We start from the raw sequence: 18,021 nt of genomic DNA on the forward strand, positions 1-18,021 counted from the left end.
AAAAGTCTCGTACATTCGAGATAAGATACATGTGTTTGAAGAAAGAATAGATGAACAGGAGTAAAGTTCCTGTATTCATCTATTCTTTTTTATAACAACAATATTTTTTGTTGTATGATACGACCTATGCTCAAACCGCACATGCATCTGTTAGTTCAATACCAACCTGTCTTTATGGTTCCATCCTTATAAATAACTTTTACCTCAGGGTCATAATTAACAGGAGATTCTGAAAAGCAATACCATATTCGCCCCTTACTAGTATCTATAATTGTTGCATCCTTAATATCTTGGTCCTTATACTTTATCTTTATTTCTTTTATTGAAGGGTCGTTAATTACACCGATTGTAAAGGAGACAAGTTCTTTATCCGACTTTATATGTCTGGGCTGCAAGTTACTAAACGCTCTAGTTAATATTCCTTCTTCGTTGAATAGTTTACTTCCCGCTCCATTCCCCCATCGAAACCCAAGAGGGGTCTTTTCCATTAATGCTACTGATAAAATATCGTCCTTTCCATAAAATATAATAGTATTACCTTTATAGTCAGTAGTGTGGAAAATTTCATCAATTGAGACATTTGATTCGCTTAAAGCTTCATCGAAACTTTTATAATTCACTTTATAATAAGTAAGAATGAAAATAAAAATCAGCAATACCACTGAAGAAAAAGAAATGATTATTTTTAGTTTCATATAATTTCACCTCCAGGCTACTATCGCTTTATTACACTAACTCGCATATGTTCTTAAATTCTTACTATAAACTGAAACTGCGATTAAGAAAGCATACGGGAGACCAAAATATAACTACAGTTTTAAAGTCCACTTTGGTTGGTTTTTGAATATTTTCTCGTGCAAAGGTGATTGCAAAATGAATGAGGAAAAAACGATTGTAGATTTGCAGGTAAAAAAAGATATTGAGGATGAAATAAACGCATTAAAATTTACAAAGAATTTCCGCTCCGCTACTGCGGAAGAATGGTACATTTTTATGAAGAATTATGCTGATCCTGAAACTGGTGGGGCCGCAGGGAAAGCGATTATCCATTATAATTTATATGGAAATAAGGAGATATTTATTAATACAACTATTATCTTCGACGACGAAAGGCTCTTTAACAAGGAACTTTATTCGCTTGTATATGCAATTGCAGACGAAACAGTCAATCGGCTGGTTGGATACGCTAATACCCTATTATCTGTTCATGCAGGATCGAATTCCTATCATGCAGAATACAAATCCAATTAATAATATGAAAGAGAAATCTCATAATAAAAAATGGAGGTGAAAGATATGAAAACAAAAGATGATTTTATAGAAGGGCCAAAAGTCACTGACGATGCTCATACATATGGGCCGCCGAATGGAGGAAGTGTCAACCACCATTCTCCTCAGTCTGTACCAAATACGCAAGCCGCTAGAACAGGCAAGAAACAGAAATAGAACAAGATCACTTGCTGATTATTTTAAAGACTTCAAGAAAGCATTTTAAAGTCTTTGCTAAGATTTTGTACAAAAAGAGACCTGGGTGTTTTTTTTACACCAGGTCTTTTGCTATATGGGTATTGTTTTGTGGTTCGAAAATATTAACCATAACCATCAGATAAATGAATGTATATCCAAATCATTACATTCGTAAGCTGTATTTTTTCTTCTACTTTATTTTTCAACAAGCTAAATTTCCTAATATATCAATTATATTCTCGTACCATTTCAATAAAATACTTCATAATCCGAGTATCTTCTGTTAACTCTGGATGAAAGGAACAACCTAAAAAACGGCCATCGCGAGCTAGAACGATACGCTCTTCATGTTTTGCCAGAATTTCAACCTTTTCACCTGCAGACACGATATGCGGTGCCCGGATAAAAACTGCCGGAATGTCTTCCCCTATTTCTCGAATGGATAGTTCCACTTCAAAACTATCTACTTGGCGACCAAATGAATTCCGTTCCACAACGACATCCATTAATCCAAGATGCGGCATTTTATAGCCGACGATTTCTTTTGCTAATAAAATCAGACCCGCACATGTTCCAAACATCGGAATTCCTTTGGCGGCTAAGGCACGAATAGGCTCCAGCAAATTGTAACGGTCCAGCAGTTTACGCATTGTTGTACTTTCTCCGCCAGGTAATATTAGACCATTTAATTCATTTAGATCTTCAACCGATTTAACCGGAATGGCCTCACAACCAAGTTCTTCAATCTGTCTAATGTGCTCTCTGACTGCACCTTGTAATGCAAGCACCCCAATTTTCAGCATATTACCAACCACGTTCCTGCATACGCTCTGCTGCATCCAGCGTTGCAATATCAATACCCTTCATCGGTACCCCTAATTTTTTTGAGATTTCGGCAATCAGTTTATAGTCTTGATAGTGTGTGGTTGCTTCTACAATGGCACGTGCGAATTTTTCCGGATTGTCAGATTTGAAAATACCGGATCCTACAAAAACACCATCTGCTCCAAGTTCCATCATTAAAGCGGCATCCGCAGGTGTTGCTACCCCGCCGGCTGCAAAATTGACAACAGGCAAGCGCCCTAAATTTTTGATTTCTAGTAATAATTCATATGGTGCTCCTAAATTTTTTGCTTCTGTCATTAGTTCATCTGTGCTCATTCCGACAACGCGTCTGACCTGTGCATTCACTTTTCGAATATGGCGAACCGCTTCGACAATATTTCCTGTTCCCGGTTCCCCTTTCGTCCTTAACATGGAAGCTCCTTCCCCAATACGACGGGCAGCTTCCCCTAAATCACGGCATCCGCAAACAAAAGGTACAGTGAAGTCGCTTTTTAATAAATGGAATTCTTCATCAGCGGGTGTTAATACTTCACTTTCATCTATGTAATCAACACCCATTGATTCTAATACTCGCGCTTCGACTATGTGGCCAATACGTGCTTTTGCCATTACCGGAATGGTTACGGCGTTCATCACTTCCTCGACAATACGAGGATCTGCCATACGTGCTACTCCTCCAGCTGCTCGAATATCGGATGGCACCCGTTCTAAAGCCATTACCGCAACGGCACCTGCAGCTTCCGCAATTCTTGCTTGTTCCGCATTCACGACATCCATAATGACACCGCCTTTTTGCATTTCTGCCATGCCACGTTTTACTCTTTCCGTTCCAACTTCCTTCATAAAAAATAACCTCCATTCGTTTGATGATTACTAGTATAATAGAAATTGACTTTATGAAAAGGTTCAGTTTTTTAAATATCAATATGGTCAGTTGGAGGAATTGTAGGTGGACATGCTTATTTTTAAATTGGATAAAAGTACCGCAAAACCATTGTATGAACAGCTTTATATCGGGATTAAAGAAGCCATTATCCATGGACAAATTGAAGTTGGAACCAAATTGCCTTCCAAAAAAAAATTTGCAGAGTTTTTGAATATCAGCCAAACTACCATTGAAATTGCCTATGCACAGCTTATGGAGGAAGGCTATGTTAGATCAAAGCCCCGAATTGGTTATTTTGTCGAAGAGATCGATGAATTACCGTACATTGAAAAAAAGCCTTTAACCATGCCTTTTGAGAATGCTGAGAAAAAAAACTATCAATTTGACTTTCATCCAGGAAAAATAGATGCCGATTCATTCCCGTTTTCCATATGGCGAAAATATGCCAAAAATCTATATGATCTTCGTTCAAAAGAGTTTTTGCAAAATGGAGACCCGCAAGGAGAATATGCATTAAGAGCGGAAATTTCAAACTATCTTTATCAATCGAGGGGGATTATTTGCAAGCCGGAACAGATTGTCATCGGATCTGGAACGGAACAACTCCTTCCGATGATTCTAAAATTACTGGGAGATGATTCAAAATTTGCCCTTGAAAATCCAGGCTATTCTGCAATCCCGAGAATACAATTGGAAAATATCGCCTTCCCCATTCCAGTGGATGAAGATGGTTTAATGGTGGATGAACTTGAAAAAACAAACGCCAATGTGGTTTACATTACACCTTCTCACCAATTCCCTACGGGTGCAGTTTTATCAGCAACAAGAAGAACACAGCTATTGAATTGGGCAGCAAAAGAAAATCGCTATATTATTGAAGATGATTACGACAGTGAGTTTCGTTATAAAGGAAAACCCATTCCAGCATTACAAGGGATGGATCAAAACAATAAAGTTATTTATTTGAGTACGTTTACCAAATCGTTAATGCCTTCATTACGTGTTGCTTATTTTGTATTACCTGAAACATTGGTGCAAAAATACAAACAGACATTCAGTTTTTACTCAGCAACTGTACCGAGATTTGATCAACATATTTTAGCTGACTTTATGAGAGATGGCTATTTTTCTAAACATTTAAACCGTATGCGGAAAATTTATCGTAAAAAACATGAAAAAGTAACTGAAATATTTAACACGTATTACCCGCTTGTCTCATTCACTGGTGACATAGCAGGAATGCACATATTAATTTCCGTTCCCCTGTCCAAAAGTGAAAGCGAGTTAAAAGAGATTGCGGAAAAAAACAATATTGCCATCTATCCGGTAAGCGATTATCTCTTAAGTCCAATTGAATCTAAAAATCCTACTTTTCTATTTGGCTTTGGCGGTATTCCATTGGAGCAAATAGAAAAAGGGATCCACCAATTAATGAAATGTTGGGGTATTTCGAAATCAAAAAGACGATTTTAAATGAATAGCGGGAGTCTGAGAATTTTGCGTTAGATACTTCCGCTAGTCTCAAAAGTATGTTTCATCTATGACTTCGTTCTTTCATGGTAGTTTAATAACTTCAACACAAAAAAGTGTTACTACGTCAAGAAAATAGACACAGATTTTTCTACCGCGCTTTCGCTTGGTGGCCTTCATCAAAAAGTTTAAATAAAGTACGATTTAAACTTTTTGATGAAGGTAAAATCAAGCTGCAGAATTACTATACATTCGCTCAAATTCATTTGGTGTACAGTAGCCCAATGTTGAATGAATCCGCTTAGAATTGTAGAAGAACTCGATGTATTCAAATAATGATTTCTTCGCTTCTTCTCTTGTTCTATACTTGGTTTGATAAACTAACTCACGTTTAAGAATCCCGTGAAACGATTCAATGCAAGCATTGTCATAACAGTTTCCTTTACGGCTCATACTACCAATCATATGATACTTTTTTAATAGTTTCTGATACTCAGAGGAAGCATATTGAACACCTCTGTCTGAGTGATGAATGACGCCTTTTCCCGGCTTTTGACGCTTGTAAGCCATTTTTAATGCAGAGATAACCAATTCCTTTGTCATAGTTTTGCCCATAGCCCAACCTACTATTTTACGAGAATATAAGTCCATTACGGTCGCCAAATACAACCAGCCCTCATTGGTCGGTATATAAGTGATATCCGTTACCCAAAATTGGTTTGGTTTGCTTGCTTTAAACTGTCGATCTAGGACGTTTTCACTTACTGGATGTTTATGTTTTGAATTGGTCGTAGCCTTGTATTTCTTGACTGTACAAGACTTCCATTGGTTCTTCGTCATAATACGGGAAACCGTACGCTCACTTACCTTCATGCCACGTTTATTAAGGGTTTTAGTAATTTTCACGCTGCCGTAACGTTGTTTAAATTCTAAATGGGTCTTCAGAATTTTTTGTGCTAATTTCTCGTGCTTTTTCTGCCGGTTACTTTTTGGTCGGTTTAACCATTTGAAGTAACCACTCTTGGATACTCCCAGGACTTTGCACATCTTCTCCACTCGGAATTGGGAGCGATTCTTATGAATAAATTCATATTTTACCGAGGGCTTTTCGCGAAGTAGTGCATCGCCTTTTTTAAGATTTCATTTTCCTCCTTTAAATCGCGCATTTCTTTCTGAAGAGCTTTTAAAGCAGCACCTTCCGAGGAGAAAGATTGTACAGCCTTGATTTCCGGTTGTTGACCATACTTTTTCATCCAACCATGTAATGTATTTTCGTTTACACCAACTTCTCTCGCCACTTGAGCTACAGATTTATGGTTTTCGCTAATATACTTTACAGTTTCAATTTTAAAAGACTCTTCGTATCGTTTACCATTACCTTTTGCCATACGGACACACCTCATTATAATTGATATATTTATTATAACAATCTGTGTCCACTTTTTAGTCTAGCATCAAAGCGTTATTCCCTTCTTAGATTAACGCTGCCCTATTGTTAAATAATGAAAAAGAGCAGACATTCTTTAGTTCATCTTCAACTCCAAGCACAAGTTAGTTTAAGAACAACAACTAATGAATGTCCATGTACCACATTAATTTAGTTTCATCCTGTACTAAGGGATCATCGTAACCATGTACGTCGATAGTTCCTAAAACAAATCCCTTTTTGGAATAAAATTTACACGCAGGAGTGTTTACATTTTGGGTTTCAACCATCAGTGTTCCATAATGTCGTTCTTTGGACCAATGTATGACTGCTTCAAGCAGTTTCCCTCCAACTCCATTATTCCTGGTATCAGGATGAACACGTAAGTCCCATAAGTTTGCCGCACCTCTCATAAACCCTGCCATTTCAGGTGCCACCGCAGCTCCACCGATGAACATGTCGTTTTCTATTGCTACAAACAGTCCCCATTCATCTAAGTCAAACTGCTTTTTCCAACTGAGTGGATGACAATCTGCTAAGAGATCATAGTCCTTTATATATGGTGTACATGGTCTTTCAATTAACTGAAGTCCCCCCAACCCGTTGTTCGTAGGACAAATTTGAAGTTTGCTAGTCACTTCGAATGCAATTGGAACTTTTGCGTAATCGGAAAGCTTTGAATGGTCGATTTGCTTAATTTGCATTGTACGAATGGTCCTCCATTTCTGATACACCTGCACTGTGCAAGACTGTTTATAAACTTCTTTTTGCACTTCTATGATTGCTATATTCATAACTTAGCAAAAAGAACGTTAATCCTTATAATTTATAGTGTAATTTTCACAAACTTAATCTGGTTCATTTTATTTATTACAGGAATGCTCCATTGTTTGATTAATGTCCAGATTCAATCAAAATATATTCCTTTAGTACATCCTTTATCCAATTGACAAAGTTTTTGCTTGCTCCAAAATCAACATTGATAATACTTTCAGCGCTTCCTGAAGTGATACATCTCACTTTATTTTCTCCATCAAAATTTTCTAAGATTACGGTTAGTGTCGCCCTACCACTTGTACGATGATAATATCTTTCAAATATAAAAGTACATATTTGTTTTCCATCGTCGCCAACTAAATGATGTTCCCAATACACTAAATCTTCCTTCGAATTTGGAGCACTTAGAATAATTTTAGCCCCTTCAAAAGGTGATACGGATATCTTGAATTCTATATGTTTTTGCATTATGTAACTCCTCTTTTATTTATATATAATAGTGCTGAATCTTTCCTTCTATGAGGAAGAATTTCATTATCCTTCATTTACGAAATTTCCTTCAAAAAGTTTCATTATCTCCTAATTAGATAAGCTTTCTTTAACTATACTGCATGTTTAGTTCAACAATGTACAGTTTTCTTTTTTCATATAATCTTCCTAAAGCGGCATAATACATCCCAGTGATTTGGTTTTTACGAGGTAAAAAATATGAGAATTAGCAGAAAATCGGCATGAGAGGCAACCTTCCATTCGTAATGAAGGTGGCTTTTCTCGTGTTATATGTGATAGTTCGGAGGATTGAGTTGGAGAGGCAACTGACCGATAAACTTCGCATATAACAAAATTTTCTATATTTTCTATTGATTTCTCACAATGGGTTATGTCACACTAGAAGTGAAATTGTATTCAACTTTTTCCTACGAAAGGAGATGTTTAAAGTGACTGCATGTATGGTATTGGTGGTTTTAACTTAACCGAATATCGGGCATAGTTAATTCTAAGCTTTATAGTTTGGAATAAGAGCAACCGGGAATATCACCCGTGTTTTTTGCTATGCCGTAAACAGTAACCTTTCGTGAATACTGCTGTTAGCGGGATACGATGAAAGTCGTATCCCTTTTTGCTTATAAGCCGATTTTTGGTTTTTTGCCGCGATACAGCAGCTTCTTAGTAGGCTGCTTGTTCGCGGTATTTTTATGCCCAAAAAACTAATTTTAAATTTTTTAGGAGATAGTCGATTTAATGATTGATTTGAAACAATACGGCTATATCGAAGCCGATACGCCTTCGATAGGTTTAATACCCGGAAGAGTTACGGAACAACAACGAGATCAATATACCGTCATCACCGAACAAGGAGAAGTGACGGCTATATTGAAGAGCGCTTTCTACCACAATGCGGTGACTCGGGAGGATTTTCCGTGTGTAGGCGATTTTGTATTTCTTCAATACAACGAATACGGTGCTTCACGCATCGCCAAATTGCTGCCTCGCCGCTCGAAATTTTCCCGCGCTGACTATTCGGGACACGCAGCAGGGTATGTTAAAACCATATTGGAGCAAGTCGTAGCAACGAATTTTGATTACGTATTTATTGTGTCGTCCCTAAACTTGGATTTCAATGTCAGCCGCATCATGCGCTACCTGACACAGGCACGGCAGAGTGGCGGCCAGCCTGTCGTAATCCTAACAAAAGCTGACTTGGTTCCGGATTTCAGCACAGCATTAGCTGAGGTTCAGAAAACTGCTCCTGATGTGCCAGGACACGCAATTTCCAGCCATACCGGGAGAGGTTTAGACGGGTTGAGTAAATATCTGCAATCAGGAAGAAATTTATTCACAAAGTGTCGCTTCAATGACTGCCGCCATCTGACGGAGCCGGGCTGTGCAGTTCTTGCTGCCCTTGCCAATGGATCATTGGCACCGGAGCATTAGGAGAGTTACCTTGTACAGAAGCGGGAAAACAAGTTTGTGGATGATAAATCGGGCAATCTCATCGATAAACGGGAGCGACAAAAGTCGATTGCCATGCGACATAAGGATAAAAAGGGAGGATACAAAAAATGAACAACCAGGATGAAAAGTTTATAAAGACCGAAATACTGACGCTTGTTTTAAGTAAAATGCTCGACAAGACGATAATCCGCGCAGATTATCAACTCAAAGAGTTGCAAGGTGGGACACTAGGTGAAGTTAAGCTTGTAACAGGCATGGTTGAAACTTCCGATGGTGAAAATCTACCTTATAAGCTGGTTTGGAAAACACAGAAAAAATTTGAGCGTTATGGTGATCCTGACTCATGGCGAAGGGAATACGACCTCTATGCATCGGATTTCAAAAAGGTTTTCCTCGATTCGTTCCGTTTTCCGGAGTGTTATCACTCCGAAATAAATGATGATGAGATTCAATTGTGGATGGAATATATTGATGGTGAGTCTGGGTTAAATCTAACCTTGGAAATGTATGAACGTATAGCCGAGGAATTGGGGCGATTTAAAGGAAAGTTGTACATTGAACGACCAAACATATTGCAGAATTTGTCCAATTTAAGCAAGGTTGAGTTTACGAAAAACTACTATCTACGTTATCGGTCATGGAATGTATTGTATGATTACATACGCTCCGATGACTGCGATATTCCCAATCACCTTTGTAAAATGCTCATAGATATAGATAACAATGCGGACGAAATATTCAGTCGGATTGAAAAGCTACCAATAGTGCTTTGCCACAGAGATTTTTGGGTGGAAAACATATTTTATTCGGACAGTAAAATCGTACTTATCGATTGGGATACCGCCGGATGGGGGTATATGGGCGAGGATATCGCGAGTTTAATAGCGGATGAAGCGGACGTCTGTCATATGATTGAATACTACCAAAAATGCATTCCGGCATACTACAGGGGTTTTTCGGAATATGCCGATGTGTCCCATATCTCTGATCATTGTATCTATGAACTAATCCTTGTTATGTTCGGATACAGGCTTGTGGAGTGGTATAAATTCGCTGAGTCGCCAGAGGATAAATCAATGCACCTTAATACCTTACAAAAAATCTATGAGATGAGAGATATGTAGATAAATATAACTATTGCGTCCTTAGATGTAAACAACTGGACGACAGTCTATGAATTGTCTAGTTTAGATGTAATTCAATAAACGTGAGCGTTAATTGACCATTAAAAGATATTCAAAAATATTTAAACTAATACTTACAATAAATACATGTAAATGATGTGAGAATCCTTGGTATTCCAATTGTTCTCACATCGAAGATAAGATAAAAGCGAATTCGCAACTTTAAGGAAATTCAATATTAAAAAGCCCGATTTCCCAACATTAAAATTGAAAAATTAGGCTTTTTTTCGTTGCTCTCTTAATGGCCCGATTGTGGAAGTTTATATGTTGTTGCTTTAAAAAATTATGATTAAAAATACCTCACAAGCCTGTATTTTACAGTAGATAATTCTGGATCAAAATGGATTTTTATCTTGCCGATTTAAGATTCAATTTTACAAAAAAGTTTGTTCATTTGATTTTAAACATTAGCCTCCGGTAGCTGAAAAGGCGGTCGACTATTCATATCCGCCACCTAACGGATATTGGTTCAGTACTTTAAGCAATGGATTACGTTATTTACTTTTTTTCCATTACAGCAAAGTAATTTTCTTCATTATCTGCAAAGTTAAATACTCTCCCGGAAGGCATATTTACAATTTCTCCGACTTTGACATTGTTATTTGATAAGTTGCTGCGTAATTCATCGAGGTTTTCAGAAAAAAACATTAAAGAAGGTGTACCAAGATTTAATTCAGGTGACATTTTAGCAACGAATTCTTTATTGTGCAGAATAATGCTTGTTTCTGCACCCTTTGTTGGAGCAATTTCAATCCATCTCATTTCACCGTTATTTTCTTCAGAAACGACACTAAATCCTACTTTTTCTGTCCAAAAATCTACTGCCTCATCCTGATTATTTACATACAACATAATTTGACCGACTTTACTAATAATTGATTTTTCCACTCCTTATTATAATTAATTCCACACTCGATACTTCAAATCCTTACTATAAGTATATGTTTTTTTCTGAACGGGCCTGCCTTGCGACCGTTCGTGATGATTCCTTATTTAAACTGCTCAAGTACCGCTTCCAGGCGGTCCCAAGTTTCGGTGATACCTTGCAGCATGCCCATGTCCATGACGGTCTTGAGGCTCTCCGCCGACGCATATTCACCACGGTTGATCAGCTTCGTCTTGCCACCCAGATCGATGAATTCTAATGTGATATTAGTCGACGGCAAGGCGTCATTCGTATTGCCTTCTGCATCGGAAAAGAAATCGACGTAGACGATCTTCTCCGGCTCGATGATTTCCTTATAGACTCCTTTACCCCAAGATTCCATACCGTAGAATTCACCTTGGTTTTGATCGACGCACTTCATGCAGTAGTGCCAAACGCCGCCTGGCCTAAAATCGACGTTGCAGACAGGAAGCTCCCAGCCTTTCGGACCCCACCAGTGTTTGAGATGCTCGGGATCTTTAAACATCTTGAATACGAGGTCGCGCGGTGCGTCGAAAATACGCTCTAGCACGAGTACCTGATCGTCCTCTACTCTCGAAATGATAGTATTTTTGGACATTGTAATTCCTCCCAATAAATTTTTTGTTAAGTTATTTTACTTCACTTAATGAAACGGCTCTTCGTCTTCTATGGTAGAAAACATAGGAACCGGCAATCAAAATGTACCCAATAATGAAAAATACCCAAGGGTCGCCCACTGCTATGGTAGAATACATCGCACCCGTCAAATCAATAACAAATCCAGCATAAGCCCATTCCTTAATTCGAGGAAGTCCGTGTACCAATATCCCAATTACACCTAACAGTTTGGCAACGCCAATAAAAGGAAGAAAGTTTGCTAGTTACCCTAATGTTTAAATAACGCAACTGCTTCAGGGGCGAACATTATAGCAGGAATAGAATCAAAAAGCATGAATGCTGTCAACAGCCCCGTAAAAAAAACAATATCCAATTGTTATATTCTTCATTGATACCTTATTTCCTTCTTTGGTTTAGACCATCCTAAAAAGTTTCCTATCTTCTACAGGCTTCAATAGGATTGCCATGATCTCATTGTTTTTATAATCTTTGGTAAGACTACTGCTTATTTTCATCGTTCACTTCCTTTCTTTGTAGTTCCTGCAGATAATATGATCTTAAGGTGAATAAAAAAGACTACTAAATAAGTAGTCTAATTCATGTATTTTAAACAGTTTCGACAACTAGAAGATAACCCAATAACATCGATGTTGTCTAATATTAGAGAACATATTTATACATATTTCACAATTCCTTTTTCTCTTTTTAATTAATTTTATGGTCTCTTCCTTTAATGATTCATCCAAACTATTCTTTATAAATCCGATACATTAAAAATATCACACCAGCCATTATTGCTAAAAGCAACAAACCTGGAACACCCATCACAGATAACATTTTTCTCCCCCTATTTAATTTAAATCTATCTTTAACAATACACCATTATCTAAATAAACAAACGCAAAGAATTGAAGATTTATATAAATAACCTCCACTAATTCGCTCAGTTGTTCAATGGGAAATTTACGAATTTTCATAATTATAACATATTCTCTTTGATAAAATGAAATGGTTATAAAGCAACAAAATTTACGAAAACAGCCAATCTTTAAAACATGATTGATCTTCATTATCGAACGATATTGATTAATAACTAAATCCCAATTTCTCAAAGAAATTGGGATTTTTAATCATTGAAATAACCATAACGTTGTATATCCGCATTTTCTTGACCGTACCCCTTTCAGGACTAAATTTGCTGCGGATATGGTTCTATTGCGCTTTATCTTCGCAATGTTCAATAACCATTTTTATTTATTTTCCCTTCCAATTTTTGAAACTATTTACTATATAAAGCGTATTTTATTTAAAGTATCTCTCAATAGGGGTGTATAGCCATGGAAAAATGTAAACATTGTTCTAATCCATTTGTATGGAAAGAAATATATTTTTCTTGTCTACTAGACAAATCAATTCAATGTAAGAAATGCAAATGCGTAAATATCATCAATATTCCCTCAAGATTACTACTGAGATTAATTACTATTAGTCCTATTTTGATCTATATCCTTTACTTTTCAAAAGAACATTCAATAATTAATTTTGCAATTGCAATCATTATTTTATTTGTTTTAACAGGGCTTTGCCCCTTTTTTGCCAAGTACAAATTGTATTCAGATGATTGAATTAGACCTCAATATAAGGTCTATTTAATACAAAAAAGGATATCGTAACAATAAAAATAATCATATTTTGAAATGGAGGAAGATAAATTGAAACATGACAATAGAATAACTTACATAGTTGTTTTCTCATTATTATCAATTACCTTTTTATCAACTATTCTTGCTATTGTGGTTTGGTCAATAAAGAACAGACATTTGAGATATATTTTAGGCTATCTATTTTATAAATAGATTTTTTCTAATTTCCCGTGGAAAATAACTTCTAGGTTATATATATATCCAAGCGGATTTCTTTAGATAATTTTAATCAGGAAAGGTTTTTCCACATAATGGTTCAACAGTGACATTAAAGACTTTCACCTATATTCTGCACCGTCAAATTAGTCAACACTTTATTAGCAATCTTTTCGTGAATATCACCAAATAAGTTGTTTACGTCGTTCCTAAACCACTCACCATTATTCCCCTTTAACCTTAGCCTTCTATAAGGATGTAAATCGTGTGCCGTGACTTTATTAGGATGAACTTTTTCTCCGCAGTGATGGGTGGAGAACAAACCCCAATTTCAATGACAAAACCCCCACCATATCTGTCAAAATTAAAAAGTGATTAAGTCTATTATATTCTCGTAAATTCTTCGGAAATGTGGGAATGAACCTTTAAAGACCCTTTCTCTAAGTTCATTTTTTCAACTTCTTAAGTTTAGATTCATTATTTCTTCAGTTCTTTTTATATGGAGGCAATGGGTATTTTATTGAATTCTTTGCCCAAATCGGATAAGGGATATTGTCAGTTGATTGTACAACAGTTATAAGTTCCTACTCGATGAATATGCATTCCTCCCCTTGTTACAAACAAGAAAAAGCATCCCTTATTAATTAAAGGAATGCCCCGATAACTTTAAAGTACATTGGTTCACAAACAAAATTAATTTTACTAAGGTACAAATACGGACCATGTTGGTTATACACGTTCAAGCTTTTTAAATGGTTTAGGAGGTAGTTCAACGCGGATGGTATCACCTGGTTTCACTTCTCCACTCTTCAATATAACTCCCATTATTCCTGCTTTTCTTATTAGATTTCCATCTGAATCCTTATCCAAAACAGCCTTTAAAAGCCCCTGTTTAAAATTATCAATTTGAGCACAAGGATTGCGTAAGCCTGTTACTTTAATAATGGCAGACTCACCAATAATTAATTTCGTGTCAGTAGGTAATTCAAGAAGGTTTATTCCGACAGTTGTTATATTTTCACCCATTTGTCCAGGTTTAACAGTAAAACGATCTGCTATCTCTTCGAATAACTCATTTTGAATTAAATGAACTTGTCTAAGATTAGGTTGGTTCGGATTTTGTGCCACTCTCGATCGATGTTTAACCGTTGAACCAAAGTGTGCATCGCCTTCGACTCCAAAGCCCTTCACTAATTTTATCATCTTCTGATTTTCTTTACTAAACGTATGCTCCTTACTTAAACTAACCGCTATGACTGTTCCTATAATGGAACTCTCTTTTATTTCATTAAACATCCATCATCACAGCCTCCATTTTAAACTCGCTGTATGATCATATTCGATAAAGTTTTAATTATTCCTTCTTCTACTATCTTACCCTTGTCTAGATTACGACAGGTTGATCTTATCAAATGGTCTTTTTAATTCAAATCTTAAATCATGCTGACCTTTTTGCTCAAGAAGAAAAAGCAACCATATTGTGGCAGCTGAATCTTTAACTCTTGCACCCTTTAGCATTCCTCTAGTGCGTTAAAAGGGATTTCTTTACAAATCCAATGTTACCAAGCAATTTGCTGAAGACTCCCCCGTTAGATAAGGAAAACCACTTTCTTATTATAAATTGATTCTAGTTTAGATTTATCTCTTGATTTCCACTGTCCTCCACTTCATTACTCGTTTATTTTAATTTCCCTCCAAAAACCGGGAAGAAGCTATGCTCACCATAATTCTGGATATGCTCTACATTCTTCAAAGTCTCCATATCTGCATCGCTAATAACAAAATCAAGTTCTGCATTGTTTCTCATATGATCCGGATTTGCCGTCTTTGGAATTACCACAAGACCAAGCTGGATATCATAACGTAAGCAAAGCTGAGCAACTGATACTCCATACTTATCAGCTATTACCTTAACCTCTGCATTATCAAGAACGGCACCATGGGCAATTGGTGAATATGCCTCTACCAGGATGTCATTCTTTTGGCAGAATTCAATTAGTTCTAAAGGCGTATTGCTCACATGTGCCAATATTTGATTTACCATTGGCTTAATCTCACAGCTTTCAAGAATATTCTCTATATCATCCTGAAGGAAGTTAGAAAGACCGATCGCCTTTACCTTGCCTGTTTTATAAGCATCCTCCATTGCTTTCCAAACTTCTTTATTTTCCTCGAAGTAACGGTTCTCCTCACGGAACTCCTTCCAAGGCTGCGGGCTGTGGATAATCAGAAGATCAATGTAATCCAGTCCCAATTTTGCTAAAGACTCATCAATTGACTTTGTAACTGCATCATAGGTCTTTGCTTCTGCAGCAACCTTTGTCGTAATGAAAAGTTCTACTCTTGCAACACCGCAGGAACGGATTCCTTCGCCTACCCCAGCTTCATTCATATAAGCCTGAGCAGTATCAATATGGCGATAACCGATAGATACCGCATCACGCACTGCCTGTGCTGCCTGTGCATCATCAAGTAGCCAGGTACCAAGACCTAATTTTGGAATTTCTACGCCATTTGATAGTTTGTAAGTTTCGTTAAACATGTTTTTGTCTCCTTTGCATAGTTAGTATCTTATAGACTTTTACGTCTTTTAAATAAGTTTTGGACATATGGATAACCGTATCGAATCAATTATTATAATTTATTGTACGTTTCATCATCGACAGGTTCTAACCACTCCGGCTTACCTACAGTGATTGCAATGTGTACAAACCAGCTATCTTTTGCAGCTCCATGCCAGTGCTTCACTCCATCGTGAGTGACTACGACATCGCCAGCTTTTAAAAATTGAGCAGGTTTTCCTTCTTCTTGGTACCAACCTTCGCCACCGGTTACCAATAAAATTTGAAATCCATCATGATGGATATGCCAGTTATTTCGGCATCCTGGTTCAAAAGTCACATTCCCAACACCAACGTTGACTTTAGGATCAGCCACTAATCCCTTAAGATAACTTTGTCCCACAAAAAATTGTGAAAAAGGATTTTTTTCACCCGCTGGGAAAATAACGCCATTTTGTAATTCTTCATGTTTTGCCATTTAAACTCCTCCAATAAACTTTAATTTTCAGGAATCATTTCATTAACACATGCTAATGCATTTAATGTTCTCGGAAAGCCCATGTATGGAAGGCAATGGGTGATAGCGGTAATCAACGTTTCCTTGTCATTTCCGACATTCAAGTTTCCCTGTACATGTGCCTTCACTTGGCCTTCAGCCCCACCAAGGCTACTTACGATGCAGAGTGTTAACAATTCCCGTGTTTTCAAATCTAGCCCGCTACGAGTGTAGAAGTCTCCAAAGCAGAAAGCCGAAAGAAAATCTTGTATATGCTTCTGATTTGATGGTGCGCTCCCCCTATTTTTTGCTATAACATCACCAAAAATCTCTACCTGCACTGCAAGTCCTTTCTCAAAACGATTTTCTTCATCAACCTGTTTTTGGCTTTCAATTGGTAATGCTATATTCATGGATTTGAAAACCTCATTTACTTCTTGGATGGCATTTAATGTTTTAGGAAATCCAATGTATGGAGCACATTGGTAGATAGCTTCTTTGATTTCTACAGGTGTAAGCCCTACTTTCAGTGCTGCACCTATATGTGCCTTAAGTTGAGGTAAAGACTCACTTGTAGTAAGAACCACAAGGGTAATCAACTCACGCTGTTTATCATCCAAATTACCTTGATAAAAAACTTCTCCAAAAATGAAATGGCTTAATATGTCCTGAAAATCAGGGTCGGTAGCATTTGCAGCAGGTACTCCATCCCCAAATAGCTGTTTGTATTTTTCCTTGCTCTTTTCAAGTCGATCCATCGGTAAACCTCCTCCTTGAACATAAATACTTTTATTTTTCCAAAGTTAATAGATTAAATCCCATGATAAAAATAAATATTGATTGATTAATCAACATCTGTTAATAATTATAAAAAGAGAAATGGAATGCATTCAATGGTTAAATGAAAGCAAATTGTTGATTAATCAACAAATCGATTAAAATTGTTGAGTATCTTTTAGAAAGATTGGTGAATGAAATGTCTAAAGTGGATAGGAGAATAGCAAAAAGCCAGCTAGCTATAAAAAATGCTGTAACTGAACTGATGTCTGAAAAAGGTTTTGACGACATTACCATTCAAGATATTGCTGATAGAGCAGATGTTAATCGCGGAACCATCTATCTCCATTACACAGATAAATATGACCTCCTGGATAAGATGATAGAAGAACATATGGAAAATCTCCGAGAACTGTGCAAATCGGCATCTGATATGACGTTTCAAGAAGGTAATTATGTCTGGTTCGAATACTTTGAGCGTCATTCTTTATTTTTTTCAACGATGTTAGCAAGTAAAGGTGCCCCTTATTTTCGCAGTCGGTTTCTTGATTTAGTTGTAGAAGAGTATAAACCTGAAGTGGATACGACCGACGGAAAAAATCAAGGATTAAGTGTAGATGTTATTCTTCAATTTTTTGCTTCCGCAATCGTAGGATCGGTAGAATGGTGGTTTAAGAATGGAATGCCTTTGCCTGCTCGTGTCATGGCAGAACAAACGGGGGCATTATTAGATAGAAATCTTGAATAATTCGTATTATTAAAAAACCTGAGTCCATATCAATACAGGACTC

At 36.9% G+C, this 18,021-nt stretch carries 19 protein-coding genes; 6 read left to right on the forward strand and 13 right to left on the reverse strand.

Translation table 11 applies throughout. From position 1 onward, the window contains the following. Positions 1–155: 155 nt before the first annotated feature. Positions 156–695: a hypothetical protein gene (locus NSQ59_RS14190; RefSeq protein WP_055739957.1), complete on the reverse strand. Its 540-nt coding sequence runs from the start codon at positions 693–695 to the stop codon at positions 156–158. A gap of 178 nt (positions 696–873) precedes the next feature. Between NSQ59_RS14190 and NSQ59_RS14195 the strand changes: the two genes are divergently transcribed. Together NSQ59_RS14195 and NSQ59_RS14200 are read left to right on the forward strand one after the other, a co-directional pair. Then, on the forward strand, positions 874–1,251 hold the full coding sequence (locus NSQ59_RS14195) for a hypothetical protein (RefSeq protein WP_340831902.1): 378 nt from the start codon (positions 874–876) through the stop codon (positions 1,249–1,251). A 45-nt stretch (positions 1,252–1,296) separates the two neighbouring features. Next, positions 1,297–1,446, forward strand: a complete 150-nt coding sequence (locus NSQ59_RS14200; protein WP_163258633.1) for a hypothetical protein — start codon at positions 1,297–1,299, stop codon at positions 1,444–1,446. Between the two features lie 248 nt (positions 1,447–1,694). Here the strand turns inward: NSQ59_RS14200 and pdxT are convergent, their stop codons facing one another. Continuing rightward, a complete protein-coding gene (gene pdxT, locus NSQ59_RS14205) occupies positions 1,695–2,270 on the reverse strand; it encodes a pyridoxal 5'-phosphate synthase glutaminase subunit PdxT (protein ID WP_055739959.1) in 576 nt (191 codons plus the stop codon). Position 2,271: 1 nt separating this feature from the next. Then, entirely contained in the window at positions 2,272–3,156 is an 885-nt protein-coding gene (gene pdxS, locus NSQ59_RS14210) for a pyridoxal 5'-phosphate synthase lyase subunit PdxS (RefSeq protein ID WP_055739960.1), read from the reverse strand. Positions 3,157–3,262: 106 nt separating this feature from the next. Here pdxS and pdxR point away from each other — a divergent pair, with 106 nt between their 5' ends. Beyond that, positions 3,263–4,672 carry a MocR-like pyridoxine biosynthesis transcription factor PdxR gene (pdxR, locus tag NSQ59_RS14215; RefSeq protein WP_340831906.1) on the forward strand — a complete coding sequence of 470 codons (1,410 nt, stop codon included), beginning with the start codon at positions 3,263–3,265 and terminating at the stop codon, positions 4,670–4,672. A 225-nt stretch (positions 4,673–4,897) separates the two neighbouring features. Here pdxR and NSQ59_RS14220 read toward each other — a convergent pair. The 3 genes from NSQ59_RS14220 to NSQ59_RS14230 all read right to left on the reverse strand — a co-directional run bounded on the left by NSQ59_RS14220 (position 4,898) and on the right by NSQ59_RS14230 (position 7,340). Next, positions 4,898–6,057 (reverse strand): IS3 family transposase gene (locus NSQ59_RS14220; protein ID WP_268888313.1). Its coding sequence is split into 2 segments (ribosomal slippage): positions 4,898–5,796 and positions 5,796–6,057, totalling 1,161 coding nucleotides; the frame shifts between segments, so codons are not numbered across the junction. Positions 6,058–6,238: 181 nt separating this feature from the next. Then, positions 6,239–6,799, reverse strand: a complete 561-nt coding sequence (locus NSQ59_RS14225; RefSeq protein ID WP_055739961.1) for a GNAT family N-acetyltransferase — start codon at positions 6,797–6,799, stop codon at positions 6,239–6,241. A 190-nt stretch (positions 6,800–6,989) separates the two neighbouring features. Next, positions 6,990–7,340, reverse strand: a complete 351-nt coding sequence (locus NSQ59_RS14230) for a DUF6054 family protein (protein WP_340831909.1) — start codon at positions 7,338–7,340, stop codon at positions 6,990–6,992. Positions 7,341–8,114: 774 nt separating this feature from the next. On the opposite strand from NSQ59_RS14230, the gene rsgA reads away from it, so the two are divergent. Beyond that, positions 8,115–8,807, forward strand: coding sequence for a GTPase RsgA (gene rsgA / locus NSQ59_RS14235; RefSeq protein WP_340831911.1), 693 nt, complete (start codon positions 8,115–8,117; stop codon positions 8,805–8,807). A gap of 128 nt (positions 8,808–8,935) precedes the next feature. Beyond that, the gene (locus NSQ59_RS14240; protein WP_340831912.1) at positions 8,936–9,952 is read left to right on the forward strand and encodes an aminoglycoside phosphotransferase family protein; all 1,017 of its coding nucleotides are present in this window, start codon (positions 8,936–8,938) and stop codon (positions 9,950–9,952) included. A 558-nt stretch (positions 9,953–10,510) separates the two neighbouring features. Here the strand turns inward: NSQ59_RS14240 and NSQ59_RS14245 are convergent. The 7 genes from NSQ59_RS14245 to NSQ59_RS14275 all read right to left on the reverse strand — a co-directional run bounded on the left by NSQ59_RS14245 (position 10,511) and on the right by NSQ59_RS14275 (position 17,211). After that, entirely contained in the window at positions 10,511–10,888 is a 378-nt protein-coding gene (locus NSQ59_RS14245) for a VOC family protein (protein ID WP_126649902.1), read from the reverse strand. A 113-nt stretch (positions 10,889–11,001) separates the two neighbouring features. Then, positions 11,002–11,517 (reverse strand): SRPBCC domain-containing protein, encoded by a 516-nt coding sequence (locus NSQ59_RS14250; protein WP_126649901.1) that lies wholly within the window; start codon positions 11,515–11,517, stop codon positions 11,002–11,004. Positions 11,518–11,548: 31 nt separating this feature from the next. Continuing rightward, positions 11,549–11,743, reverse strand: a complete 195-nt coding sequence (locus tag NSQ59_RS14255) for a DoxX family protein (RefSeq protein WP_055739967.1) — start codon at positions 11,741–11,743, stop codon at positions 11,549–11,551. A 2,382-nt stretch (positions 11,744–14,125) separates the two neighbouring features. Next, positions 14,126–14,692 (reverse strand): MOSC domain-containing protein, encoded by a 567-nt coding sequence (locus NSQ59_RS14260; RefSeq protein ID WP_340831916.1) that lies wholly within the window; start codon positions 14,690–14,692, stop codon positions 14,126–14,128. 382 nt (positions 14,693–15,074) lie between these two features. Continuing rightward, positions 15,075–15,938 carry an aldo/keto reductase gene (locus NSQ59_RS14265; protein ID WP_126648878.1) on the reverse strand — a complete coding sequence of 288 codons (864 nt, stop codon included), beginning with the start codon at positions 15,936–15,938 and terminating at the stop codon, positions 15,075–15,077. Between the two features lie 92 nt (positions 15,939–16,030). After that, positions 16,031–16,435 carry a cupin domain-containing protein gene (locus NSQ59_RS14270; protein ID WP_340831919.1) on the reverse strand — a complete coding sequence of 135 codons (405 nt, stop codon included), beginning with the start codon at positions 16,433–16,435 and terminating at the stop codon, positions 16,031–16,033. A 20-nt stretch (positions 16,436–16,455) separates the two neighbouring features. Next, the gene (locus NSQ59_RS14275) at positions 16,456–17,211 is read right to left on the reverse strand and encodes a carboxymuconolactone decarboxylase family protein (protein ID WP_340831921.1); all 756 of its coding nucleotides are present in this window, start codon (positions 17,209–17,211) and stop codon (positions 16,456–16,458) included. A 218-nt stretch (positions 17,212–17,429) separates the two neighbouring features. Between NSQ59_RS14275 and NSQ59_RS14280 the strand changes: the two genes are divergently transcribed. Continuing rightward, on the forward strand, positions 17,430–17,978 hold the full coding sequence (locus NSQ59_RS14280; protein ID WP_055739973.1) for a TetR/AcrR family transcriptional regulator: 549 nt from the start codon (positions 17,430–17,432) through the stop codon (positions 17,976–17,978). The last annotated feature ends 43 nt before the right edge of the window (positions 17,979–18,021 follow it).

The organism is Margalitia sp. FSL K6-0131 (assembly GCF_038008735.1).
GTDB classification, from domain to species: Bacteria; Bacillota; Bacilli; order Bacillales; family Bacillaceae_C; genus Margalitia; species Margalitia shackletonii.